Source organism: Variovorax sp. 770b2, from assembly GCF_900115685.1.
Lineage (GTDB): Bacteria > Pseudomonadota > Gammaproteobacteria > Burkholderiales > Burkholderiaceae_C > Variovorax.
This window is the reverse complement of sequence record NZ_FOXJ01000004.1, coordinates 17,557-42,468: the sequence shown is the minus strand read 5'-3', so window position 1 is coordinate 42,468 and position 24,912 is coordinate 17,557. Positions and strand designations below refer to the sequence as shown.

The 24,912-nt window shown below is 67.5% G+C and carries 24 protein-coding genes; 14 read left to right on the top strand and 10 right to left on the bottom strand.

Going from position 1 to position 24,912, the window contains the following annotated elements:
• Window positions 1–8: 8 nt before the first annotated feature.
• On the top strand, window positions 9–905 hold the full coding sequence (locus BM133_RS21885; protein WP_177224906.1) for an ABC transporter permease: 897 nt from the start codon (window positions 9–11) through the stop codon (window positions 903–905).
• A gap of 53 nt (window positions 906–958) precedes the next feature.
• Entirely contained in the window at window positions 959–2,056 is a 1,098-nt protein-coding gene (locus tag BM133_RS21880; RefSeq protein ID WP_093438353.1) for an ABC transporter substrate-binding protein, read from the top strand.
• 33 nt (window positions 2,057–2,089) lie between these two features.
• Here the strand turns inward: BM133_RS21880 and BM133_RS21875 are convergent, their stop codons facing one another.
• The 10 genes from BM133_RS21875 to BM133_RS21830 all read right to left on the bottom strand — a co-directional run bounded on the left by BM133_RS21875 (window position 2,090) and on the right by BM133_RS21830 (window position 12,431).
• Window positions 2,090–3,094, bottom strand: coding sequence for a Bug family tripartite tricarboxylate transporter substrate binding protein (locus BM133_RS21875; RefSeq protein ID WP_093438351.1), 1,005 nt, complete (start codon window positions 3,092–3,094; stop codon window positions 2,090–2,092).
• A 343-nt stretch (window positions 3,095–3,437) separates the two neighbouring features.
• Window positions 3,438–4,460, bottom strand: coding sequence for a branched-chain amino acid ABC transporter permease (locus BM133_RS21870; RefSeq protein WP_256219309.1), 1,023 nt, complete (start codon window positions 4,458–4,460; stop codon window positions 3,438–3,440).
• 5 nt (window positions 4,461–4,465) lie between these two features.
• A complete protein-coding gene (locus tag BM133_RS21865) occupies window positions 4,466–5,329 on the bottom strand; it encodes a branched-chain amino acid ABC transporter permease (RefSeq protein WP_093438346.1) in 864 nt (287 codons plus the stop codon).
• Complete coding sequence (locus BM133_RS21860) at window positions 5,322–6,041, bottom strand: ABC transporter ATP-binding protein (protein WP_093438343.1); 720 nt, start codon at window positions 6,039–6,041, stop codon at window positions 5,322–5,324. Before BM133_RS21860 ends, BM133_RS21865 begins: the two co-directional genes overlap by 8 nt.
• Window positions 6,038–6,757 carry an ABC transporter ATP-binding protein gene (locus tag BM133_RS21855; protein ID WP_093438340.1) on the bottom strand — a complete coding sequence of 240 codons (720 nt, stop codon included), beginning with the start codon at window positions 6,755–6,757 and terminating at the stop codon, window positions 6,038–6,040. Before BM133_RS21855 ends, BM133_RS21860 begins: the two co-directional genes overlap by 4 nt.
• Window position 6,758: 1 nt before the next feature.
• On the bottom strand, window positions 6,759–8,012 hold the full coding sequence (locus tag BM133_RS21850; RefSeq protein WP_093438337.1) for an ABC transporter substrate-binding protein: 1,254 nt from the start codon (window positions 8,010–8,012) through the stop codon (window positions 6,759–6,761).
• Between the two features lie 54 nt (window positions 8,013–8,066).
• On the bottom strand, window positions 8,067–9,530 hold the full coding sequence (locus BM133_RS21845; RefSeq protein ID WP_093439333.1) for an aldehyde dehydrogenase family protein: 1,464 nt from the start codon (window positions 9,528–9,530) through the stop codon (window positions 8,067–8,069).
• Between the two features lie 133 nt (window positions 9,531–9,663).
• Window positions 9,664–10,671, bottom strand: coding sequence for a hydroxyquinol 1,2-dioxygenase (locus BM133_RS21840; protein ID WP_093438335.1), 1,008 nt, complete (start codon window positions 10,669–10,671; stop codon window positions 9,664–9,666).
• A 29-nt stretch (window positions 10,672–10,700) separates the two neighbouring features.
• Window positions 10,701–11,222, bottom strand: a complete 522-nt coding sequence (locus BM133_RS21835; protein WP_093438332.1) for a cupin domain-containing protein — start codon at window positions 11,220–11,222, stop codon at window positions 10,701–10,703.
• 246 nt (window positions 11,223–11,468) lie between these two features.
• Window positions 11,469–12,431, bottom strand: a complete 963-nt coding sequence (locus BM133_RS21830; RefSeq protein WP_093439330.1) for a LysR family transcriptional regulator — start codon at window positions 12,429–12,431, stop codon at window positions 11,469–11,471.
• Window positions 12,432–12,628: 197 nt separating this feature from the next.
• On the opposite strand from BM133_RS21830, the gene BM133_RS21825 reads away from it, so the two are divergent.
• The 12 genes from BM133_RS21825 to BM133_RS21770 all read left to right on the top strand — a co-directional run bounded on the left by BM133_RS21825 (window position 12,629) and on the right by BM133_RS21770 (window position 24,895).
• The gene (locus tag BM133_RS21825) at window positions 12,629–13,726 is read left to right on the top strand and encodes a nuclear transport factor 2 family protein (protein WP_093438330.1); all 1,098 of its coding nucleotides are present in this window, start codon (window positions 12,629–12,631) and stop codon (window positions 13,724–13,726) included.
• Window positions 13,693–15,231, top strand: a complete 1,539-nt coding sequence (locus BM133_RS21820; protein WP_093438327.1) for a L,D-transpeptidase family protein — start codon at window positions 13,693–13,695, stop codon at window positions 15,229–15,231. The genes BM133_RS21825 and BM133_RS21820 overlap by 34 nt, the downstream gene beginning before the upstream one ends.
• 424 nt (window positions 15,232–15,655) lie before the next feature.
• Complete coding sequence (locus tag BM133_RS21815; RefSeq protein ID WP_093438325.1) at window positions 15,656–15,835, top strand: Flp family type IVb pilin; 180 nt, start codon at window positions 15,656–15,658, stop codon at window positions 15,833–15,835.
• An 11-nt stretch (window positions 15,836–15,846) separates the two neighbouring features.
• Window positions 15,847–16,344 (top strand): A24 family peptidase, encoded by a 498-nt coding sequence (locus BM133_RS21810; protein ID WP_093438322.1) that lies wholly within the window; start codon window positions 15,847–15,849, stop codon window positions 16,342–16,344.
• Window positions 16,345–16,425: 81 nt separating this feature from the next.
• Complete coding sequence (gene cpaB / locus BM133_RS21805) at window positions 16,426–17,421, top strand: Flp pilus assembly protein CpaB (protein ID WP_093438319.1); 996 nt, start codon at window positions 16,426–16,428, stop codon at window positions 17,419–17,421.
• Between the two features lie 43 nt (window positions 17,422–17,464).
• Window positions 17,465–18,901 (top strand): type II and III secretion system protein family protein, encoded by a 1,437-nt coding sequence (locus BM133_RS21800; protein ID WP_093438317.1) that lies wholly within the window; start codon window positions 17,465–17,467, stop codon window positions 18,899–18,901.
• A gap of 32 nt (window positions 18,902–18,933) precedes the next feature.
• Entirely contained in the window at window positions 18,934–20,226 is a 1,293-nt protein-coding gene (locus BM133_RS21795; RefSeq protein WP_093438314.1) for a CpaE/TadZ family protein, read from the top strand.
• A 6-nt stretch (window positions 20,227–20,232) separates the two neighbouring features.
• Window positions 20,233–21,549 (top strand): TadA family conjugal transfer-associated ATPase, encoded by a 1,317-nt coding sequence (locus BM133_RS21790; RefSeq protein WP_093438312.1) that lies wholly within the window; start codon window positions 20,233–20,235, stop codon window positions 21,547–21,549.
• On the top strand, window positions 21,536–22,534 hold the full coding sequence (locus BM133_RS21785; protein WP_371286354.1) for a type II secretion system F family protein: 999 nt from the start codon (window positions 21,536–21,538) through the stop codon (window positions 22,532–22,534). Before BM133_RS21790 ends, BM133_RS21785 begins: the two co-directional genes overlap by 14 nt.
• A complete protein-coding gene (locus BM133_RS21780) occupies window positions 22,531–23,511 on the top strand; it encodes a type II secretion system F family protein (protein ID WP_093438309.1) in 981 nt (326 codons plus the stop codon). Before BM133_RS21785 ends, BM133_RS21780 begins: the two co-directional genes overlap by 4 nt.
• A gap of 17 nt (window positions 23,512–23,528) precedes the next feature.
• Complete coding sequence (locus BM133_RS21775) at window positions 23,529–24,461, top strand: tetratricopeptide repeat protein (RefSeq protein WP_093439324.1); 933 nt, start codon at window positions 23,529–23,531, stop codon at window positions 24,459–24,461.
• The gene (locus tag BM133_RS21770; RefSeq protein ID WP_093438306.1) at window positions 24,458–24,895 is read left to right on the top strand and encodes a DUF3613 domain-containing protein; all 438 of its coding nucleotides are present in this window, start codon (window positions 24,458–24,460) and stop codon (window positions 24,893–24,895) included. The genes BM133_RS21775 and BM133_RS21770 overlap by 4 nt, the downstream gene beginning before the upstream one ends.
• The last annotated feature ends 17 nt before the right edge of the window (window positions 24,896–24,912 follow it).

Genomic DNA, 24,912 nt, shown 5'->3' with positions numbered 1-24,912 from the left:
ACCCCATCATGAAGACCGCCATGCTTGCCGCGCCGCTGTCGGCGTCCGATGAAGCCATCGCCGCGTCCGCGGAGAAATCGGCCGATGCGCCGCCAAGGAGACGCATGAATCCGCTCGCCTCCACGCGTGTGCAATCGATGCTGTTGCTTGTCACGCTGCTCGGTTCGTGGGAAGGCGCGGTGCGGTTCTTCAACGTACCCAGGCACCTGGTGCCGCCGTTCAGCGATGTCGCAGTGGCGCTCTGGCGGGGCCTGGCAACCGGGCCGATGGCCAAGGACGGCTTCTGGTACCACGGCGGCGTGACGCTCGCGGAGATCGTGCTCGGGTTCGGCATCGGCAGCGGCGTCGGGCTGGCCATCGGCATCGTGGTGTCGCAGATGCCGCGGCTCGAAGCGCTGCTGGAGCCCTACGTGGCCGCGCTGCAGAGCGTGCCGAAGGTGGCGGTGGCGCCGATCATCGTGGTGTGGCTGGGTTTCGGCATCAGCTCCAAGGTGGTGATCATCTGCATGCTCACCTTCTTTCCGGTGCTGGTCACCAGCATCGCGGGCTTCAAGGCGGTGGACGCGGACCGCATCGACCTGCTCCGCTCGCTCTCGGCCACGCGCTGGCAGATCTTTCGCAAGGCCAAGTTTCCGAGCGCCCTGCCCTTCATCTTCGCGGGCCTGAACATGGCGGCCGCCTTCAGCGTGGTGGGCGCGGTGGTGGGCGAATTCGTCGGCGCGCAGGCGGGGCTCGGCGTGCTGATCCTGCAGATGGAAGCGCAGGCCGACAGCGGCGGCAGCTTTGCAGTCTGCATCGTGCTCTCGGTGATCGGCATCGCGCTCTCGGCGCTGCTGCGGCGGCTGCAAAAGCGGGCGCTGCACTGGATGCCGGCCGATACGTCGCAGCGCACCGTGAGCGTCTGAATCCGCCCGCGTGCGGCGGGCGTTTCCAGCCGCGCATTCTCGAGGAGCAAGCCATGTGGAGACGACGTGATTTCGGCCTGGGCATCGGTGCCCTGGGCCTGGCCGGCGCGCTGCCGGCCCTGGCGCAGAAGCTGCGCGTGATGAAGGTGGCGAACACGGCGGCGGTGAACGATCCGCAGCAGTGCTTCACGACCGCGGGCCAGCACCCGAAGCTGAACTTCTACAAGCCGGGCGGCGTGGACATCGAGTACGTCAACATGTCCAGCATGACGCAGGCGATGCAGAGCCTGCGTTCGGGCCACGTGGACTTCGGGCCCGCCATACCCGGCATCCTGCTGCCCGCGATGGCCAAGGACCCGACGCTGGACCTGGTGAGCGTCTACAAGTGGCTGCCGCGCAATGCCAACGTGATCGTGGTGAAGCCAGGGAGCGGCATCAAGTCGGCGGCGGACCTCGCGGGCAAGCGCATCGGCGTTCGCAGCCTGGGGGATACGGGCATCACCGTCACCAAGACCATGCTCGCCGAGCTGGGGCTCAAGGACGACAAGTGCGAATACATCGCCATCGGCGACGGCGCGCCCGCGGGTGCGGCCATCGACAACGACCGCGTCGATGCGATGGTGGCCTTCGACACGGCTGCGGCGCGCATCGAGCTGGTGGGCACCAAGCTGCGCTATGTGCCGCTCACGCCGAAATTCGCGCAACTGGGGGGCGGCTGGATCTGCGTGCCGCGCAAGTCGCTGAAGGAAGATCGCGCGGCGCTGGTGGCCTTGTTCCGCGGCATCGCGAAGTCGACGATCTTCTCGCACCACAACCTGGACGCCGGCATCGACCTGCACTGGGCCGTGTACCCCGAGAGCCGGCCCAAGGGCCGCAGCGAGGACGAGGCACGCAAGGAGCTGGCGTTCATCCTCAAGGACCGCAGGAACAGCTGGATGCCCCGCCCCGACGATCCCGACCAGCGCATGGGCGCATCGTCGCTCGCCGAGTGGACGGCCAACATCGCGATGGCCGCCGACAGCAGCAAGACCCCCCGGCTGGGCGAGGAACTGGGCGACGTGAACCGCCTGTACACCAACGCGCTGATCGACGAGATCAACGCGTTCGACAAAGAGGCGGTGGTGGAGATGGCCAAGGCGTTCAAGGCCTAGGCCGGCGCCCCGGCGACGGGCCGAAGCAGCCCCTCAACCTTCCGAGTGGATGCCCTTCATGATGATCACGCCGCCCAGGCGCGCCGTGTCCGCGCGCATGCGGCGGGCCAGCGCCTCGGGCGTGCCGGGCTGCGCCTGCCAGCCGGTCTTGAGCAGGGCCTGCGCCACGTCGGGCAGGCTGGTCACTTCGGCCAGCGCCGCGCTGAGCTTGGCGACCGCGTTCTTGTTCATGCCCGCGGGTGCGGCCAGCGCGGTCCAGATCTCCAGGTCGGCGCCGCGCACGTCGGCATCGCGGATGGTGGGCAACTCACTGGCCAGCGGGCTGCGCTCGGGCGATGTCACGCCGATCGCCTTCAGCTTGCCCGACGCCAGGTGCGGCAGGGCCAGGCCCGGCGGCAGCAGCGCGAGCTGGATCTCGCCAGCGAGCAGGCCGGCGATCACCTGCGGGTTGCCGGTGTAGGGCTTGTGCTGCGCGGTGATGGCGGCGCGGCTCTTGAGCAGTTCCATGCCCAGGTGCCCCACGGTGCCCACGCCCGGCGTGCCGTACTTGCCGCCGGTGCCCAGGTTGCGCACCCACAGCAGCAGGTCGGCCGGCGTCTTGCCGGTGGCGTTGCCGGAGACGGCGAGCACCAGCGGCGCGGTGCCGACCATGCCGACGGGGGCGAAGTCTTTCTCGGGGTCGAACGGGATCGTGGGGTTGAGCAGCTTGGCAATGGTGAGGTTGCCGTTGATCAGCGCGCCGATGGTGTGGTCGTCGGTCGCCTTGGCCACCTGGTCGGCCACGAGGTTGCCGCTCGCGCCGGGCTTGTTCTCGACCGTGACAGGCTGGCGCAGGATCTTCGAAAGCGGCTCGGCGATGGCGCGGGCCGCGAGGTCGGGCGAGGCGCCGGCGGGAAAGCCCACGAGGATGCGCACGGGCTTGGTGGGCCATGCGGCCTCGGCGGCCGGCTTCGGCTGGGACCATGCGCCGGGCGCGAAAAGGGAAGTGGCAACGGCCGCGGCGCCACCTTCGAGCAAGCGGCGTTTGGTGATCATCAAGGGAGACTCCAGAGCGATGAAAGAAGTGATGAAATGTCACCACATTGTTTCAAACGTTACAGGATCGTGCTGCACTGCGCAAGTCCGAAGGAGGTTCGCGCGGGGCCATTGGCAGCCGCGCGATCGCGCGCCGCAGGTGGCGTTGCGGCGCAGCCACCAGAGGGAATTTCAGCACCGACGATCGAGTTTCTTCACACCAGGGATCGCCTTCGTTTTCTGTTGTTCGTGGGCGCCATCGCGGCGCTGATCCTGCGCGTCGCGGCCTGGGTCGTGAGCAGCATGGAGGCGTAGTCGTTCTTCGACCACGACCCCTGCAAGGACCGGACGAAGATCGAATACACCATCAATCCCGTGAAGAAGTAGCCGGGGCCGGCGCGCGCAACAGCCTGCGCTGCGTCGGAAAAAGCGACCAGCCCCAGCGCTGCTGCGCGTAGCCCCAGAGGCCCTGTTTGAAGAACAGCGTGACGAGGATCGCGAGCAGCCCGAGCCCCAGCAGGTACCACGTGCCGTAGTCGCTCAGGAACTTGTTGAGCGCCCAGAAGATGAGCGCGCCCACCAGCGGCCCTTCGATGCGCCCGATGCCGCCGATGACCACCATGAAGATGGCGAAGGCCGTCCAGTTGACGCTGAAGGCCGCATCGGGGCTGATGCGCAGGTTGCCCACGAAGTACAGCGCACCCGCCAGGCCCGCGCCGAAGGCCGCGACCACGTACACCGCGAGCTTCATGCGTGCGACCGGAATGCCCTGCGACTCGGCCGCCACTTCGTTGTCGCGAATCGCCAGGAGCGCGAGCCCGCGCTTGCTGCGCAGGAACAGGTACACCAGCGCGATGGCCGCGACCACGCAGGCCAGCGCCATCCAGTAGGTGGTGCGCTCGCGCGTGGCCTTCTCGATGCCGCGCAGCGCGGTGAGCGTGGTGCCCGAGCCGCCGCCCACCGCCGACACGTTGGCAAAGCTCAGGCGGAACACCTCGGCGATGACCCAGGTGCCGATGGCGAAGTAGCCGCCCGACAGGCGAAACGCGACGAACGACACGGGCACCGCAACGAGCCCCGCGGCCAGCGCGCCCAGTGGTATCGCAACGAAGGGATTGATGTCCGCGAAGTTGCCCAGCATCAGCATCACGTAGCCGCCGAAGCCAAAGAAGGCCTGCTGCCCGATGCTCACCATGCCGCCGTAGCCGGCCAGCAGGTTCCACATCATCGCGAAGATGAAGTAGCAGCCGATCTCGACGAACTCGCGCATCCAGCTCGATTCGCCCCAGAACGGCAGGCTCGCGGCGATGAGCACGAGTGCGATGCCGGCAGTGAGCGCGGTGCGGCTTGCGGCGGTGGCGCGCTCGACGGCAATGAAGGGTGGGGGCATGTTCGTCATCCACGTGTCTTTGGAAAGAGCCCCTGCGGCCGCAGCACCAGCACGACCAGGAACACGATGTGCCCGGCCCAGATGCCCCAGCCCGGATCGAGCCTGAAGCCGATCTGCTGGGTGATGCCAAGGATCATCGCGCCGGCCAGCGTGCCCCAGAACGAGCCCATGCCGCCGATGATCACGGCCTCGAAGGCGAAGAGCAGCAGCAGCGGCCCGTCCGAAGGCGACACCGTCGTGCGCATGCCCTGCAGCGCGCCGGCGATGGCGATCAGCACGAAGGCGATGGCGGTCGCGAAGGCGTAGACCTTCTTTGCATCCAGGCCCATGAGCTCGGCGATCTCGCGGTCGTCCGATACCGCGCGAAACGACCGCCCCAGCGCCGTGCGCGCAAAGAGCCATTGCAGCGCGCCGGTCGCGACGACCGCGATGGCCAGCACGATCAGCGGCAGCACGCCCAGCGAGAGCGAATCGCCGAGCGCCACGCCCTGCGTGCTGAGCCCGTTGGTTTCGATGGCGCGCGGGTCGGCCGAGAACAGTTCGAGCAGCAGGTTCTGGATGACGATCGACAGGCCGAAGGTGACCACCAGCGAAGGCAGTGGGTCCTTGCCCAGCGTGCCGTTGAGCACGTAGCGCTGCAGCGCGTAGCCGAAGCCGAATGCCGCCGGCAGCACCGCGAGCACGACGAGCCACGGCACCGCATCGCCCGTGAGCGACACGCCCGCGATCACCGCGAACGCGCCGAGGATGATGAAGTCGCCCTGCGCCGTGTTGGTGAGCCGCATGACGCCGAACATCAGCGACTGGCCGAGCGCGAACAATGTGTAGAGGCCGCCGAGCAGCACGCCCTGTACGAGAGTCTCAAGCATGGGCCGCCTCGATGCCGAAGTAGGCCTGTGAGATCTGCTCGCGCGTGAGGTCGGCGGACTTTCCTTCGAGCGACACGCGGCCTTCCTGGAAACAGTAGATGCGCTGCGACACCTGGCGCGCCATCGTCACGTCCTGCTCGACGATGACCACCGTCATGCCCTCGCCCGTGATGGTCGGCATGGCCGCGTAGATCTCGCGGATGACGATGGGCGCGAGGCCCAGCGAGAGCTCGTCGCACAAGAGCACCTCGGGGTTGCTCATGAGCGCGCGGCCGAGCGCGACCATCTGCTGCTGGCCGCCCGAGAGCGAGGTGCCGGGGTGGTGGCGCTTCTCGGCGAGGATGGGGAACAGGGCGTAGAGGCGCTGCAGGTTCCACGGGCCCTTGCGCTTCGCTGTGGCGCCCATGAGCAGGTTCTCTTCGACGCTGAGGCTGGGGAAGAGGCGACGGCCTTCGGGGACCATCGCTAGGCCTCGGCGGACGATCTCGCCGGGCGGCAAGCCACCGATGGGTTCGCCCTTGAAATGGATCGCTTCGCGGGGCGCGCGCACGAGGCCGGTCAGGCTCTTGAGGAACGTCGATTTGCCCGCGCCGTTGGCGCCGATGATGGCGACGAGTTCGCCGGCGGCGAGCGAGAAATCGATGCCGAAGAGCGCCTGCGCATCGCCGTAGAAGGCTTTCAGGCTGTGCGTGGCGAGCAGATGCGCGCTCATGCTTCCATTCCCATGTACACCCGTCGCACTTCCGGGTCGTTCATCACCGCGCGCGGTTCGCCCTCCGCCAGCTTCTGCCCGAAGTTGATGACGAACAACCGGTCCGCGAGCGACAGCAGCGCATGCACCACGTGCTCGATCCAGATCATCGTCACGCCGCGCGCCTTGATGCGCTTGAGTTCGTCGACCAGCACCGCGGCCTCGGGCTCCGTGAGCCCGCCTGCGATCTCGTCGAGCAGCAGCAACTGCGGCTTCGTCGCCAGCGCGCGTGCGAGCTCGAGGCGCTTGCGGTCGAGCAATGTGAGCCCGCCCGCCGGCTTGTTCGCATGCGCCATCAGGCCGGTCTGCTCCAGCACCTCATGCGCCGTGCGCCACGCCTCGCGCTCGGTCTGCTGCCCGCCGAAGCAGGCGGCCGTCACGAGGTTCTCGAACACGCTCATGTTCCCGAACGGCTGCGGCACCTGGTAGCTGCGGCCGATGCCCGCATGGCAGCGCTGGTGCGGCTTGAGCCGCGTCACGTCGCGGCCCGCGTATTCCACGCGCCCCGCATCGACGCGCACATCGCCCGAGATCAGGTTGAACAGCGTGGTCTTGCCCGCGCCGTTCGGCCCGAGGATGCCCAGCGTCTCGCCCTCGGTCACCGAGAGCGAGATGTCGTCGGTGACCTTGAGCGCGCCATAAGCCTTGCTCACGGCATGCAGTGCCAGCAGCGCCATGTCAGAGCAGCCGCAGCGTGCCGCCGGTCGGAATGCTCTTGGCCGCGTCGTTGTTCACGATGGTGAGCTCGACCTTGTACTTCTTGCCCTTGCCCCACTGGCCGAGCACGAGCGGCGTCTTGCTCACGTTCTTGAACGGCCCTTGCCCGCCCCACTTCACCGGGCCGACCACCGAATCGATCGAGGTCGATGCGACGGCATCGCGCACGTCGCCCGCCTTGAGCGACTTCGCGCGCGACAGCGCATTCGCCGCCACCTCGAACAGCGCATGCGCGAAGCCGATGGGCTGCGTCCACTGCTTCTTCGCGCCGGCTTCATAGGCTTCGGCCAGGGCCTTTGCGCTCTGCTGCGTGAGGCTCGAGGTGAACGGATGCGACGGGCTCCACCACACCTCGGTCGAGAGGCCGTCGCCCAGGTCGCCGAGCGCCTCGATCGCGCCGGGGAACAAGAGCGCCTTGCCCAGCGTGATGACCTTGGGCTTGAAGCCCTGCTGCCGCGCCTGCGTGAGGAAGGTCTTGGCATCGGGCGGAATCACCACGCCGGTGACGATCTCCACGCCCTCTTTCTTGAACGCCGCGATCTGCGCGCTGAAGTCCTGCGTGCCGTTCTGGAAGCGGCCCGGGTCGGTGAGCGTGAAGCCCATCTGCGCGAGCGGCTTGGGAAAGCCCAACTCCTTGTCGCCCCACGCGTTGCCGTCGCCATCGTTCGGGAACAGGCCGCCGACCTTCTTGTTGGTGGCGAGCGTCTTCCAGCCGTTGGTGTAGTTGGCAATGACATCTTCCAGCCCCCAGAACACGTGGTACGTCCAGTTGAAGCCCTTGGCCGGATCGCCCTTGCGGCCGAAGAACCACGGCTGCCACGGCACCACGCTGGAGATGCAGGGCACCTCGTTGAGCTCGCAGGCATCGCTCACCGGGTTGGCGGTTTCGGGCGTGCCTGCCGTGAGCACGAGCGCGACCTTGTCCTTCAGGATCAGGTCGTTGGCCACCTCGCCCGCGCGGTTGGGGTTGGACTGGCTGTCCTTCAGCACGATCTGCACCGCATACTTTTTTCCGCCGACGCTGATGCCTTCCTTGAAGGCGGTCTTCATCTGCTCGATGACCCATTTGTCGGCCTCGCCGAAAGGCGCGAGCGGGCCGGTCTGCGGCGAGACGTAGCCGATCTTCAGCGTGTCGGCCGCGAACACCAGAGGTGCCGCGCCCGAGGCCACGAGTGCGGCGGTGGCCTGCGTGAATTGCCTGCGATTGAATGTCATGGTTGTCTCCGTCTTTTGTATGTAGGTCGTTGCCGCGGGGCCAAGGGTCAGGAGTCAGCGCGCGAAGTGCGGCGGTATCTGCGCGTCGACGTTCACCCACACGCTTTTCACCTGGGTGTATTCGCGCATCGCGTCGAAACCCATCTCGCGGCCGTAGCCGCTCTGGCCGACGCCGCCGAAGGGCGAGCCGGGGTTCACGCGCTTGTAGCTGTTGATCCACACCATGCCGGCGTGCAGGTCGCGCGCCACCTTGTGGGCGCGCTGCAGGTCGCGGGTCCACAGGCCGCTGCCCAGGCCGTAGTCGGTGCCGTTGGCGATCTGCATCGCCTCTTCGTCGTTCTTGAAGGTGAGCACGGTGACGAAGGGGCCGAAGACTTCTTCCTGCGCGACGCGGTCCTTGTACGACTTCGCGCGCATCACGGTGGGCTCGACGTAGCAGCCCTTCGCAAGATCGCCGCCGGGCGACCTGCCGCCCGCGAGCAGTTCGCCGCCCTCGCCTTGCGCCACTTCGACATAGCTCAGCACGCGCTCGCGGTGCTGCGCGCTCGTGAGCGGGCCCATCTCGGTGTTCTCGTCGAGCGGGTTTCCGAGGCGGATGGATTTCGCGAGCGGAATGAACTGTTCGAGGAACGCGTCGGCAATCTTCTCGTGCAGCATGAGCCGCGAGCCCGCGATGCAGGCCTGCCCCTGGTTGTGGAAGATGGCCCACGCGCTGCCGTTGACGGCGGCCTGCAGGTTCGCATCCTCGAACACGATGTTGGGGCCCTTGCCCCCGAGTTCGAGCTGTACCTTCTTCAGGTTGCCCGCGCTGGCCTGCACGATGCGCCGGCCCGTGGCGGTGCTGCCGGTGAAGGCGATCTTCGCGATCTCCGGATGCTCGGCGATGTACTGGCCCGCGACGCTCCCCAGCCCCGGCAGCATGTTGACCACGCCGGGCGGCAGGCCCGCCTCGGCCATCAGCTCGGCGATGCGCAGCGACGAGAGCGGCGTGATCTCGGCCGGCTTCATCACGATGCAGTTGCCAGCGGCAAGCGCGGGCGCCATCTTCCAGCTGGTGAACATGAGCGGGAAGTTCCACGGCACGATCTGCCCCACGATGCCCACGGGCTCGCGCAGCGTGTAGTTGAGAAAGCCCTCTTCGACCGGAATGGTCTCGCCCTGGAACTTGTCGGCCATGCCGCCGAAGTAGCGAAAACATGCGGCGGTGCGCGGCACGTCGAGCCGGCGCGAATCGCGGATCGGGTGGCCGGTGTCCAGCGATTCGAGACGCGCGAGCTCTTCGCCGTTGGCCTCGATGAGGTCCGCGAGTTTCAGCAGGATGCGGCCGCGGTCGGCTGCGGCCATGCGGCTCCATTTCGGGAACGCGCGCTTTGCCGCTGTGACGGCTTTATCGACGTCGGCCTTGCCCGCGAGCGCGACATCGACGATGGGCGTGTTGTCGTGCGGGTTCAGCGTGGCGAGGGTCTCGCCGGATTCGGCGTCGACGAAGCGGCCGTCGATGAAGAGCTGGTGGCGGATGGGCAGAGCAGACATGGGCGTTCCTCTCCCTCCCCCTTTGGGGGAGGGTTGGGTGGGGGCATCTTCAAAGAGGGCGCGGGCCTGGAGAGCCCCCACCCCTGCCCTCCCCCAGAGGGGGAGGGAGAAAGGCAGTTCAGAACTGAACGGGGATCTCGGGCGACTCGCCCTTCTGGATCTCGAAGACCAGGCTCGGCGAGCCGTTCTCCCACACCAGCAGCATCGAGCGCTTGGGGCTGAAGCCCTGGTGGCGGCAGTACGCGGGCATGGCGGCCATGTCGCCGGCCTTCATGATCACGCGGGCCATGGGCCGGCCGGTGTTCTTGTCGCCGCAGTCCCAGTGGATCTCGTCGGTCATCTGGAAGAACCACTCGACGCGGTCGTTGCCGTGGATGATCGGCAGGATGTGCTCCTCGGTCGTCGGGCACATGTAGCTGTGCTTCACCACCGAGGTGAAGCTCGGGTTCCAGGTGACCTGCGAACGGCTCAAAAAGCCGAAGAGATTGAAGGCGTGCACCTCGTTCTCGAAGCCGGACTCGGGGTGCAGCTCGGGCTCGGCCTGCGGCACGTCGGCGAAGGCGCGGTTGATCGGCGCGCCGCGCGCATCGCTGCGCAAATCGAGGTCGCCCTTCAGCCCCACGCAGCGCTTGGCGAGCTCGCGCGCCCGGGTGATCCTGGCGGTGTTGTTGCCGCTCTTGCGGCCGTAGGGCGAGCCGGTTTCCTGCGGCGCGCTGAAGGGGTCGAACGCCTCGTTGGTCCAGTCGTCCAGCATCGCCTCGAAGGTGGCGCGGATCTGCGCGGTCGGGAAGTTCTCCAGCAGGTCGATGCCCGCGTCCTTCATCGTGCCGTTGAAGCTGCCGGCGTAGAGGTCGACCGAGTCGTAGTGGTTGACGGTGCCGAACACGTTGTCGAAATTCACCCAGCCGTAGAAGAAGCCCCAGGCCACGTCGCGCATCAGCGCGCGCAGGTAGTTGCCGGCGTCCAGCGTGTGGCTCATGGGGCGGCCGTCGCGGGTCTTCCAGCCGATGTGCACGAAATATTCGTCGCGGCGAAAGCGGAAGCTGCCGAGCGAAAAGTCCTTGTAGCCGAGCGTGGCGTCGGGCTGCGATGCGATCACGCGGGCGAGTTCTGCGGGGGCGTTCATGGTGTGTGGCTCCTGGGTGCGTGCTGCGTTCAATGCGACTGGCAGATGTCGGCCCACTTCTCGACCGAGAGCTCGCCCTTGCAGCTTTGCAGGACGATCACGCCCGGCTCGCCGGCGGTGCGGAACTGGTAGGCGCTGTTCTTCGGCAAGAGGCCCTGGTGGCCGCGCGAGAGCTTCATCCAGCCCATCTTCTTTCCCTGGGGGTCGCCCTTCACGAGCACGGCGCCGTTCTTCTCCTTGTCGGCCACCGTCTGGGCGGCATCGAGCTGCACGAGGTGCACTTCGACCTCGCCATCCATCACGAGCGCGAACTCGTCGTGCGCGCAGGTGAACCAGGGCGAGGTGCCTTCGGCGCGCAGCGTCTCGAGCACGTAGATCTGGTTCTGGCCGAACACGACCTTCTCGTAGGGCTGGCTCGTGCTGGCGATCTCGAAGCAGTTGGAGAACGCGTAGTGGCGCACGTCGTCGTCGATGGGCTCGACGTGGCCTTTTTCGAAATGCTTGAGCGATCCGAAGCGGGTCTTGTAGGCGGGGGAAGCGGGGGCGGTCATGGCTTGTCTCCTTGTCATCCTTGGATGAGCGAACTCTAGGAGTCATGCCGTCCCGCCGGTAGGGACCAGTTTGGAAGAGGATTATTCGGAGTCTCCGAACAATCGGCCGGGTTTACCCCCTCCATGCAGCCCGGCCGCCCGTTCCAGGGACACCGCGGAACCGGCTACGCCGGGGCCGCAGGTGTCGCCCCCGGCGAGGGGGAAGGAGAAGCGACACGAAGTGCGCGAAGCCTGGGGGAGTAGCTGTCACCCGCTGGAGCGGCTGAATTCGATGAGCTCCGCCGGGATCATTCCGCGCTCGATCAGCGTGGCGTCCCAAGGCGGCACGCGCGTGAAGCGCGTGGCGATGTGCTCGATGAACAGGCGCAGCTTGAGCGCATTGCGCGAGGTGCCCGCGTACACCGCGCTCAGCGAGAACGACGAGAGCTGGTGCTCCGCCAACACCACGCGCAGCTCGCCGCGCGCAATGGCATCGCCCGCCACCAGCGTCGGCAGGCAGACGATGCCCGCGTGCTCCAGCGCGTATTCGCGCAGCAGGTGAACGCTGTTCGTGAGCAGCGCCGCGGCGAGGTAGATGGTGGTCTGCTCGCCGTTGTGGTGAAAGGTCCAGCGGTCGCGCGTGGGGTAGCCCGAATAGAGGCCCAGCTTGTGGCGATGCAGTTCGCGCGGCGTGGCCGGCGTGCCGTGCGCCTCGAGGTAGGCGGGCGTGGCGCACAGCAGCCGCCGCACCGGGAAGAGCGGGCGCGACACCAGCTCCTGCGAGGCCGCGGGAAAGATCTGCAAGGCGCAATCGACACCGGCCTTGACCGGATCGACCACCGCATCGCTCACGATCAGCTCCAGGTGGATGTCGGGATAGGTGGTGTGGAACTCATGCAGCAGCGAGGCGAAGCGGCCCAGCACCATGCCGGTCAGCGCATGGACGCGCAGCGTGCCCGAGGGCGTGCCGCGCGCATCGCGCATCTGGTCGACGATGTCGTTGGCGCGGCCGACCAGCTCGGTGCAGTCGCGCAGGAAGGCCTGGCCCATGTCGCTGAGCCGGACCACCCGCGTGCTGCGGTGGAACAGCGGCGCGCCGAGGAACTCTTCCAGCTGCTTCACGCGCGTGGTGACCACCGAATTGGCCACCCGCAACTGGCGCGCGGCTTCCGCAAAGCTCTGGGTCTGCGCGACGCGAACGAAGGTTTCGATGCTTTGGAGGCGGTCCACGGCGGCACTGTACTGCGCGGGCCTGCTTTTTGCGTCCGGCAGCGGGGCGGTCGGCCGCCCATGGGGAAAGCCCGGGGCCGGGCCGTTGCGGGCAAGACGAAAGACCGTCATCCCTGTGTCTGAAGGTTAACTGGCCCACTTACAATCCTTGCCGCCAACCCGCTGCGTTATCCACCCCCTACGAGGTCTTGTCCGCAATGCCCAAGAGCCCCCGGCCTCGCGCCCGCTTCAGTTTTTCCCCCACCGTGCGCGCACTGCTGCTGGCCGTTGCCGCCTGCGGCGTGGCGCTCCCGGCATTGGCCGCGGTCGAGCATGAAGACGTCGACCGCCTCATGCAGGCCGGCAAGCTGGACGAAGCCATGGCCAAGGCCGATGCATTCCTGAAAGACAAGCCGCGCGATCCGCAGATGCGCTTCCTGAAGGGCGTGATCCAGCTGGACACCGGCAAGCGCGCCGAGGCCATCGCCGCCTTCACCCAGCTCACGCTGGACGCCCCCGAGCTGCCCGAGCCGTACAACAACCTGGCGGTGATCTACGCGGGCCAGAACCAGTTCGACAAGGCCCGCAGCGCGCTGGAAAGCGCCATTCGCACCAACCCCAGCTACGCCACCGCCCAGGAAAACCTCGGCGACGTGTACGCGCGGCTCGCGAGCCAGGCCTACAGCAAGGCGCTGCAACTGGACCAGAACAACACCGCGGTGCAGCCCAAGCTGGCCGTGATCCGCACGCTCTTCACGCCGACGCCGCCGGGCGCCAAGCCCACGGTGCTGGTCGCCGCGGCCGCGCCGGAGCGGCCCGCACCTGCAGCGAAGGCACCGCCGGCGCCTGTACCGACGCCGGCTCCCGCCCCCGCACCGGCCGCCAAGGTAGCCGCCGCCCCCGCACCCGTTGCGGCCCCGGCCAAGGCGCCCGAAGCTGCGCCGGCGCCCGCACCGGCCCCCGCTGCCGCATCGGCCTCCACCGCCGAGATCGAATCCGCCGTCCGCGGCTGGGCCTCGGCCTGGGCCGGCCAGGACATGGAGCGCTACCTGGCCGCCTACGGCCCCGACTTCACCCCCGGCGGCGGCCAGAGCCGCAAGGCCTGGGAAGAAGATCGACGTGCGCGCATCGTGGGCAAGTCCAGCATCAGCGTGAACATCGAGAACCTGGTGATCAAGGTCGACGGCCAGAACGCCACGGCCAAATTCCGCCAGATCTATCGCGCGGACAGCCTCAACATCTCGAGCCGGAAGACGCTGGACATGCAGCGCTCGGGCAACCAATGGCACATTCGCAAGGAAAGCGTCGGCGGCTAGTGACAGACATCGTCCGGCGCGGCCGGCTTCAGAATCCTCCGTTCCCGCGCCGCGGGAACCTGCTCGCAGCGCTGGTGACCGCATCGGCACTGATGCTGGCGGCGCCCGGCGCCGCCTTCGCATCGAACAAGCAGGCCGGCGCAAAAACCGGCAGCAGCGCCAAGGCCGGCAAGAACGCCAACATGGGCGCCGACAAGGCCGCCGGCAACCGCCGCGCCGCGCATGCGGCGGGCAGCCGGTCTTCCCTCAGGGAAGCGAGGGAAGCCAGGGGCAGCGCCGGCAAGTCGGCACAGGCCAAGGGCAGGAAGGCATCGCTGGCCGAGAGCCGGAGCGCTTCCGCCGCCGCGGCCACCAAACCCGGCCGCAGGTCAGCGCCCGCCGCCTCCATCCAGGAGGCCGGCAGCGCCGAGGCCCGGCTGATTTCCGTCTACGAAATGTTCGGCCGCGGCCAGGCCCGCCCCGCGCTGGCCAAGGCCCGCGACCTGGTGCGGGACTATCCGAACTTCCAGCTCGCACAGCTCGTGTACGGCGACCTGCTCGCCGCGCAGGTGCCGCCCACGAATTCGCTCCCGGACAACGCGGGCATCGCACGCCTTCGCGGCAATCCGGCCATGGCCGAGCTGCACGAGGAATCGCGCCGCCGCCTGCAGGCCCTGCGCGAGCGCCCGCCCGCGGGTACCGTGCCCTCGCAGTTCCTGTCGCTCTCCACGCGCAGCCGCTACGCGATCGCGGTGGACGCCTCGCGCTCGCGGCTGTACCTGCTGGAGAACTCCGACAAGGGGTTGAAGCTGGTGGCCGACTACTACATCTCGGTGGGCAAGTCGGGCACCGACAAGGTCACCGAGGGCGATGCGCGCACGCCGCTGGGCGTGTACTACATCACCAGCAGCCTCGATCCGAAGTCGCTGAAAGACTTCTACGGCGCGGGCGCCCTGCCCATCAACTACCCGAACCCGTACGACGTGCGGCGCGGCAAGACCGGCGGCGGCATCTGGCTGCACGGCACCCCGCCCCAGCAGTTCGCACGGGCGCCGCTGGCCAGCGACGGGTGCGTGGTCATGGCCAACCCCGACCTGAAGCAGTTGCTGCGCAAGGTGCAGATCGGCGCCACGCCGGTGGTCACCGCGCGCAGCCTGCAATGGATATCGCCGCCGCAGGCTGAAAAAGAAGCCCAGACATTTACCAGCGCAATTACCGCCTGGAAAGATACAAGGGCCAGTGGAAATGAAGCGCAATTGAAGAAATTCTATTTGCCGGATTTCCAGCGCAACAGCAAAAAACCGATCGACGGAATTTCGGCACCCCACGACGAAGTGGAATATGCACAAGGTAAACGCGTGCAGTTCAAGGACATGTCGTACCTGCACTGGCGCGACGGCGACGACACCATGATCGCTACCTTCGGGGAAGTCTTCGAAGGCGAAAAGAGCGGACGTACCCGGCGCCAGTACTGGCTGCGGCAGGGTACCGAGTGGAAGCTCTTCCACGAAGAAATCCTCGGTTGACCCTCGGTTGAGGCCCTCTCGGTGACGAGGGCACCCCCCGGATCTGTGATTTTTTGCTCAGCTGTAGCACCTATTTTGGGTGTTACAACTCGCCTTTTGGGACCCCGTGCTACGTAACACGTAACACGTTTGTTCCCGTAACACCCCCCTTCCGCGCGTCCCGGCACCGTAACACCCCCTCCCATCTTCATGGGAGTTTCGGCCCGGTTTACAGAGGGAAAAATACGTCTCTAGATTGTTAACCAACCTGACCAGGATCGTTCTGGTCTGGGTGGCAGGGGGCTGGCCGCCATCCTGCTATGTACTTCTCCAATATCACACGAAGGACCTCACTCCCTCGGGTTTGTCTTGTTGATACACGGAGTTACGCTGTATAACATCCACACTGCCAGTCGTTGTTCAACACTTCCTCAAGGGGTAAATCATGCTTAGTTCTATTACTCGTTTTCTGCGCGACGAAGAAGGCGCAACCGCAATTGAATATGGAATTATTGCGGGGCTTATTTCAATTGCGATCGTGACTGTTTTGACAGGTACGGACGGATTGGGCGCCCGGCTTGCAGCGGTTTTCACGAGTATTTCGACCTCACTCGCCGCCATCTGAAAATCCAGGCAATGGCACTGGGATGCCTGCTCTGGCTTCTTTTCGTCACCGTCTATGACTTCCGACAACGCCGCGTCCCGAATTGGCTTGTGCTTGCAGGAGCCTCTGTGGCTCTCGCAGCACTCGCCCTCGGAGCGCAGCCGTTCGGAATCGACTGGACTCAAGCGCTTCTCGGCGCAGGCGCCGGCTTCGGCTTCCTCCTGCTTTTCTATGCTTTCGGTCTCATGGGAGCAGGCGACGTGAAATTCGCAGGCGCTCTCGGACTCTGGGTCGGCTTGACCGCCCTGGGTCCCATCTGGATCGTCGCCAGCCTCCTGGCCGGCGCACACGGCGCGTTGTGGTTCGTTCTGCAACGCTGGCCCCTTTCTCCGCGGCTCGCACGGATCCTGTCGGGCCCGGCTTCCGCAGCCAACGGCAGCGCCTCGCGCCGCCGGGCTCGCTTCATTCCTTATGCGGCCTATCTCGCCATGGCCACGGCGGCATGGATGGCTTGGGGGCGACAGAGCTAGCAGTTTCCTGCCTCTGTCACCGCAGGCTATTCATTCCTCACTTTTCATGATTGCTTGCTCTCACTCCTCAGCCCGCCGCCCATGATCAATCTCACAAAAATCCTCGCAGCCGTCCTGGTGCTCATTGCCATCGCGCTGGGCGGCTATGCCTGGATGCTGAGCCGGCAGGCGCCCCCGCCCATTGCAGCGGCGACCGGCCCCACCACCGCTTCCACCAAGACGCAGCAGGCGCTGGTCTACCCGGTCGTGGTGGCGGCCAAGCCCCTGCCCGCGGGCCAGGCCATTCCCGCCGACGCTTTGCGCGTGGAACGCCTGACGATCAATCCCGCAGGCGCCTTCCAGGACGTGACCGTCGCCGCCGGCCGCGTCCCCGTGCTGGATCTCGCCGAAGGCACGCCGGTAATGGAAAACCAGCTGGTCTCGGGACTCGCCCTGCGCATCGCCGAAGGCGAGCGCGCCGTCGCGGTGAAGGCCGACGAGGTCATGGGCGTGGGCAACAAGCTGCAGCCCGGCGACTTCGTCGATGTCTTCATCACGCTCAAGTCCGACGGCAAGGATGTGGACCGCAGCCAGGCGCGCCTGCTGTTGTCGCGCAAGCGGGTGCTCGCATTCGGCAACGCGTCCGTCGACGGGTTGCCGTCCAAGTCGGCCGACAAGACCGGCGCGCAGCAGGCGCAGCGCGCCGAACCGGCCCGCACCGCGGTGCTCGCCGTGCCCGTGGACGAAGTGAACCGCCTGACCATCGGCGACGCCAGCGGCAGGCTGCTGCTGGCCTTGCGCAATCCGACCGACTTGTCGGAGCCGGACCCCAAGCTCTTCGCCGACCTGCCGACCGCCCTGCAGCCCGCGGTGGCCAAGGCAGGCGAGCCGCGCCGCGCGCCGCTCGAAGGCCTGGACCGCGCCCAGGCCGGCCTCACAGCGGCCGATCTGGTCACCGGCGGCAAGGGCCCTACCGTCCGGCCGCAAGGGGCCGAAGTGCGGGCCGCCAGCGGCGCCGCGCGCGCCGCCGGCCCCGCCCGCACAGGGCTGCAGGTCGAGGTCATTCGCGGCGAGCGCAGCGAAACCGTGAACTACTGATTGCCGATTGCGCAGCACGACACCCGTCATCCAGGAAAAACAAATGCACAACACGCCCAGCGAGCCGACGACCAGCGCCACTCGCAGCCCCGGGGAAGTTTCATCGCGGCTGCTGCGGCCGTCCCTGATCGCCCTGTGCGCGATGGCGCAAGCCGTCTGGCCGCTGGCATCCACCGCCGCCGACGCGCAGGCGGGGCACTCGCAGAAAGCGCAACCACAGCCGCTGCAAACGATGCAACTGCTGCAGCTGCAACAACCGCGCACGCTCACCCTGGGCGCCGGCACGCAGCAGGAGCTGCTGATCGACAAGGGCATCGACCGCATGGCGATCGGCGATGAAGCCGTTGCCGGCGTCGCCATCACGCGCAAGACACCCAACTCGCCGGCCGCCCGGCTGATCGTGACGGGCAAGGCCGCCGGGCGCACCACGCTCATGGTCTGGGAAAAAGGCAACAGCGCCGCCACGACCTACACGCTCGAGGTGCGCCGCCGGTCCTCCACGCTCGCCGGCACCATGGACAGCATGCCCGCGCACCAGCAGGCACGCGAAGCCGCGCTGGCCAGCACCGCCGACAAGGCCGAGCTGGTCGACCGCTCGGTGGTCAACGTGCGAAGCAACACCGTGCAGGTCGAGGTGAAGGTGGTGGAGTTCAACCGCAGCGTGCTCAAGCAGGCGGGCCTGAACATCTTCAGCACCCGCACCAACGCGAACGGCTTCAGCTTCGGCGTGTTCACGCCCTCGTCGCTGCAATCGGCCACCTTTGCGTCCAACGGCGGCATCGCCACCGAGCAGAACAATCCGCTGGCGCAGGCCTTCAGCCTGCTGTTCAATTTCAGCAAGGCCGGCATCGGCCTGAACGTCGGTTTTCTCGAAGGCAACGGCATGGCCCGCGTGCTCGCCGAACCGACGCTGGTTGCCATGTCGGGCCAGAGCGCCAGCTTCCTGTCGGGCGGCGAACTGCCGGTGCCGGTGCCGCAGGGCCTGGGCACCACCAGCATCGAATACAAGCCCTTCGGCATCGGCCTCACGCTGACGCCCACGGTGCTCTCGAACGAACGCATCGTGCTCAAGGTGGCGCCCGAGGCCAGCGACCTGGACTACACGAACTCGCTGAGCATCAACGGCGTGGCGGTTCCGGCCATCACCACGCGGCGCGCGGACACCACGGTCGAACTGGGCGACGGAGAGAGCTTCATCATCGGCGGCCTCGTGAGCCGCACCACCACCTCCAACGCGGACAAGGTGCCGCTGCTGGGCGACCTGCCGATCCTGGGGTCCTTCTTCAAGCAGAACAAGTACCAGATGAACGAGAAGGAACTCGTGATCATGGTCACGCCGCATCTGGTGAAGCCGATCGCGCGCGGCACCGACCTGGCGCCCTACCTGCCCGGCTCGGCCGAGCAACGCGACGGTGCCGTGTGGCGTTCGTATTTCCTCGGCGGCGCGGCCGATACAGCGGTCCCGGGCTTCTCGCGTTGACAGCGAAAGCCTCATCCTCGCCAGGCAGCACCATGAACGCTCCACGCGACAACCTTCCTGAAGTGGGCGCAGAAACCTACCTGTTCGCATCGGGCAACGGCAGCCACATCACCTGGCTCACCGACGCGCTCTCCCGCCTGGGCTCGGTGGTGGTGCTCGGCCCGGACACCAAGTCGATCGACGAGCGCATCGCGCTGCTCGGCCCGGTGGCGGTGTTCATCGATTTCTCGCTCGACCAGAGCGAGACCGCCGGCCCGCTGCATCAACGCCTGAAACGCGACTGGCCCGCGTTGCCCGTGCTCGCCACCGGCGTTTCGTCCGAGCCTGCCGCCATGCTCGCGGCGCTGCGCGCGGGCGTGGACGATTTCGTCGACATGTCGGCCGCCCCCGCGGATGCGGTGAGCACGCTGCGAACGCTGATCGAGCGGCGCAGTTCCCAGCAGGTGAGCACGCGCGGACGCACCCTGGCGCTGCTCGGCGCACGCGCAGGCCTGGGCGTCACCACGCTGGCCACCAGCCTCGCGCTGACGCTGAACGACGTGCTCGCGCAAGCACAGACACAGGCACAGGCGGCCGCGCGCGGCCCGGCACGCGCGGCGCGCCACGGCGTGGCGCTGCTCGACCTGGGCCTGCCGGCGCGCGACGGACTGCTCTACCTCGACACGCAAAGCGGCTTCAGCTTTGTCGACGGCGTGCGCAACCTGCGCCGGCTCGACCAGACGCTGCTGCACACGGCACTCGCGCATCACAGCAGCGGCGTCGCGGTGCTGCCGCTGCCAGCGAGCCTGGCGCAGGTGCGCGAGATCTCGCATGCCGACTCGGTGGCGCTCATCAAGCGCCTGGCCGATTTCTTCGATTTCCAGATCGCCGACCTGGGCGGCTTCTCCACCATCGACTTCGTGGCGCAGACCGTGCGCGAAGCGCAGCGCACCTGGGTGGTCTGCGACCAGAGCATCGGCGCGATCGTGTCCACCGCCAACCTGCTGAAAGACCTGCGCACGCGCGAGGTCGACACGACGCATCTCTCGCTGGTGGTGAACAAGTTCGACAGCCACGTGGACCTCACCGCCAAGGACATCGCAGAGCGCCTGGAGCTGCCGCTGCATCACGTGATTCCCGCGCGCAGCGCACCGTTGCTGTCGGCCGCGAGCCGCGGCGAAATGCTGGTGCGCACCGCGCGCAACGACCCCTATTCGCAGGCCGTCTCGGGACTGGCCCGAGGCCTGCAACAGGAATTCATGTCTCCAACAGGCCAACCGCCGGCCAAAGATCCTCGCTGGAGCGCGTTGATTTCGCGCTTCCGCAAGAGCCCAAGTGAAGGTTGAGCCCACATGTCCAACGATATCGAATTTGCCGACGACGACCAGGCGTTCATCAGTTCGCAGCAGTTCCAGGACATCAAGAGCTGGACGCACGATCACCTGTTGAGCCGCATCGAGGAACTGGGCGCGGAGTTCGGCCGGTGGTCGCGCGCCTCGATCCAGCAGTTCGTCGAGCTGGAGGTGGACAGCTTCGTTCGCCTTCGCCGCGTGCCGATCAACGACCGCGAGATGCAGCTCATCTCCGACGCGTTGACCAAGGAGCTCGCGGGCTTCGGTCCGCTGGAAGACCTGCTCAACGATCCGGCGGTGGAAGACATCCTGATCAACGGCTACCAGAACGTGTATGTCTCCCGCCACGGCATGCTGGAGCGCGAGACAGTGCGCTTCGCCGATGCGGAGCACGTGATGCGCATCGTGCGCCGCATCCTCGCGCCGCTGGGTCGCCGGCTGGATGAATCCAACCCGATGGTCGATGCGCGCCTGCCGGACGGCGGCCGCATCAACGTGATCATCGAGCCGCTGGCCATCGACGGTCTCTCGGTCTCGATCCGCAAGTTCAGGAAGGAACCGCTCACGCCGGCCGACCTGGTGAAGCTGGGCACTTTCGATGCGGGCATGGCGCAGCTGCTGGAAATCGCCGTGCGCGCGCGCTGCAACATCCTGGTGAGCGGCGGCACCAGCTCGGGCAAGACCTCGCTGCTGAATGCGCTCGCCAGCTACATCCCGGCGCGCGAGCGCGTCATCACCATCGAGGACACCGCCGAACTCTCGTTGGGCACCAGCCACGTCGTGCGGCTGGAGAGCCGCCCGGGCGGCTTCGACGGCACGGGTGTCATCTCCATTCGCGACCTCTTGCGCAACAGCCTGCGCATGCGGCCCGACCGGATCATCGTGGGCGAAGTGCGCGGCGCCGAAGTCATCGAGATGATGCAGGCCATGAACACCGGCCACGAAGGCTCGATGGGCACCATCCACGCCAGCTCGCCGCGCGAATGCCTCTACCGGCTGGAAATGCTCGCGGGCTTCGCGGGCTACCAGGGCAGCGAGGTGAGCCTGCGCCGGCAGATCGCCAATGCCATCGACTTCATCGTGCAGATCGGCCGGCTCTCGGGCGGCCAGCGGCGCATCATTTCGCTGAGCGAAGTCACCGGCGTCAACGACAACATCGTCGCGATGCAGGAGCTGTACCGCTACGAGCCCGTCGTCTCGCCCGACGGCGAGGAGCGCGACCGCTGGGTGTCGCTGGGCATCGCGCCGCATTCGCCCAAGATCACGCGCTTTCGCCAATCGATGACGCGCGCAGCGCAGGGAGATGCCCGTGCGTGAAGGCCTGGTCATCGTGGCTGTCATCGCGCTGCTGGCAGCAGCCGCGGGACTGCTGCTGTGGCAGTGGGCGAAGAAGCGGCAGGTGCGGCAAGCCGCGGAGCGCCACCTGCGCCAGCAGATCCTTGCCAGCAGTTCGCCAGCCACGCCGGTGCCGATGCCCGTGCGGGACATGCCCGCGAGCGAGTTGCCATCGGGCCTGACCACCGACCCCTGGCTGGAAACCGAAGCAACGTCGAAGGCCACCGTCCACACCGGCGTGCTCGACAAGGTGTTGCCCGGCTGGCTGGTGGGCGTCATCGCGCCGCGCACCGTCGTGCTGGGGCTGGCAGTCATCGCGGTGCTCTGCCTGGTGGCAGGCGCCATCGGCGGCTGGCTCGCCGCCTTCGGCGTGCTGCTTTTGATGCTGCTCGTCGCGACCTTCGTGCTCTGGCTCCAGGTGCAGAAATTCCGCCGCAAGCTGGTGAGCCAGTTGCCCGCGTACATCGACGCCATGGTGCGACTGATCACCATCGGCAACTCCACGCAGGCGGCCTTCCAGCTGGCCATTTCCACCACAGAGACGCCGCTGCGCGGGCACCTGGAACGCTCGGCCGCGCTGGTGCGCGCGGGCGTGGACCTGGACCGTGCGCTGCACCAGACGGCCGCCAACGTGCGCGTCGAGGAGCTGTTCCTGCTGGCCTCCATCCTGGGCCTGGGCGTGCGCTACGGCGGCCGTGCCGACCTGCTGCTGGAGCGCGTGGCCAACTTCATGCGCGACCGCGAACAGGCGGAGCACGAACTCATCGCGATGTCCGCGGAGACCCGGCTCTCGGCCTGGATCCTGGGGCTGCTGCCGGTGGGCGTCGGGGCGTTCCTCATCATGAGCAACCCGAGCTATTTCCTTGGCATGTGGAACGACGGCACGGGCCGCACCCTCATCTTCTCCGCGCTGGGCCTGCAGTTGACGGGTGCCGCACTTCTCTACCGCCTGGCGAGGCTGGCATGACGTTCACGCCCAACCAGCTGGCCATCTTCGCCCTCGTGCTGCTGGCCGCGGGCCTGATGGTCGGCGCCGGCGCACTGCTTGCGGCCGAACTGCGGCGCACGCGCAGCGGGCAGGTCATCGGCCGTGCCATCCGCCAGGCCGGCACGACGCCGGTCGACGCCAGGGCAGACGACAGGTCCGGCCCCGAGACCGTGCCCGATGCCGACACGCCGGCGCACGCCGATCTCGAGCTGCCCTTCCACTGGCTCGATTCGCGGCTGGGCCGGGCGCTGGTGGCGGACGAGGACAGGAACCTCATCGACCAGTGCGGCCTGCCCTCCAAGCGCACGCAGTTGATCTTCCTGGTCACGCGCATCCTGCTCGCGCTGGTGCTGCCGTTCCTGGTCTACGTGGTCTGGGGCGAAAACCATGCGCAGCAGCGCACGGTGGCCTTCGTGCTGGCGGCCTCCTTCGTGGTCGGCTTCATGGCACCCAAGTGGGTGCTCGGCCGCATCGCCGCCGGGCGGCGCGAACGCGCGGCGCAGGAGCTGCCGCTTTTCATCGACCTGCTTCGGCTGTTGCAGGGCGTGGGCCTCAGCCTGGACCAGAGCCTGCAGATCATGGCCACGGACTTCCAGCACGTGCTGAAGGTGCTCGGCCACGAGCTGACGCTGGCCAACAACCAGTACAGCCGCGGCCGCACGCGGGAGCATTCGCTGCAGCGCCTGGCCACCCTGCACAAGAACGAGAACCTGCGTGGCCTCGTGTCCCTGCTGGTGCAGGTGGACCGCCACGGCGGCGCGGTGCAGGAGCCGCTGCGCATCTTCAGCGACCGGCTGCGCGAGCACCGGCGCTCGGAGATGAAGGAGCGCATCGGAAAGATCACCGTGAAGATGACCGGCGTCATGGTGACCACGCTGCTGCCGGCGCTGGTCATCGTGACCGCGGGACCGGGTTTCATCGCGATATTCCGTTCACTGGGAGCCGTCACCAAATGAAAACCCACGCCATTTCCATGCGGTCCCGTCGCGCAGGCCGCAAGCTGGCCTGCGCCGCCGCCGCGCTCGCTGCCCTGGCGCTCGGCGGATGCGGCACCCTCAAGGACCAGTACGCGGCCAGCAACGACGCGCAGCAGCGTGCGGTCGCAGAAGCGGCCGCCGACACGAAGGCCGGCGCCGCCATCGACACCAAGGCCACGTACCTGCGGCTGGTCGAGCAGATGCAGAACGAAGGCCTGTGGTTCGCGTCGCTCGCCCACATCGATGCACTGGAGCAGCGCTGGGGCGTGTCGCCCGAATCCACGCGCGCACGCGCCGATGCATTGCGCCAGACCGGCCAGGCCGCCCCGAGCGAGGCCGCCTACAAGCGCCTCATGGGCACGCCGCTGGAGAGCGCAGGCTACCGGGGCCTGGGCCTCCTGGCGGGTGCGCGCGGCAGCTATCCCGAGGCCGTGCAGTTGCTCCAGCAGGCCCAGCGCCAGACCCCGACCGATGCCTTGCTGCTGAGCGACCTGGGCTATGCCAACCTGCGCGCGGGTCAGGTCGCCGATGCCCGGTTGCCGCTGATGCAGGCGCTGCAACTGAGCCCGAACAACACCCAGGCCCAGGCCAACCTCGCGCTCTACCTGGAAGCCACCGACCAGAGCGAGCAGGCGAACCGGCTGATGGAAGCCAACCGCATGCCTGCGGCCACGCGCGCCGCCGTGCGGGAGGCCGCGCAGCAGCTGCGCACCGGCGCCCCGCTCGCGGCAACCGGCGCCGCTCCCTTGGCCGTCCGCCCGCTGTCGAGCGGCACGACGCTGGCACGAGACGATGTGGCGCCCCCGCCCCTGGCACTCAAGGCATCGCGCTGGGCCGGCATGGGCGGCGTGCGCACCGCCAGCCAGTTGAACCCGTCCACCGCGGATTCCGCGGCGTCACCCAATCCGACCGCACGAGTCACCCCATGAAAAAAGAACACGCCTTTCGCTTCGCTGCACGCTCGTCCGCATTCGGCGTGAGCGTCGCGCTGATGGTCTTCGCGCCCGCCGCGCTGGCGCAGGAAGCAAAGCCCGCCGCGCCGGTGACCCAGGCCCAGCCCCCGGCAGCGCCTGCGAACACCCAGGCGTCCGCGCCCGTGCCGCCCCAGGATCAGGAAGAAATGGCCGAGGGAGAAGACTTCGTCTATGAACCTCTGCAAGTCGGCGATGCGACGCAGGGCCTGCTCGCCTGGCAGCGCAGCGGGGAGATCGCCTCCACCACGCCGCGCCCCATCGCGGGCAGCGTTGCGAACCGCAGCTACGAGCGGTACCTCAAGAGCTTCGAGTTTCCGATTCCGGAGCGCATGAACTCGTCGGTCAAGTCATCGTCGGGTTCGGGCAGCGGCGCCACCGCGCCCAGGTAATCCCGCGACAGCGCCCG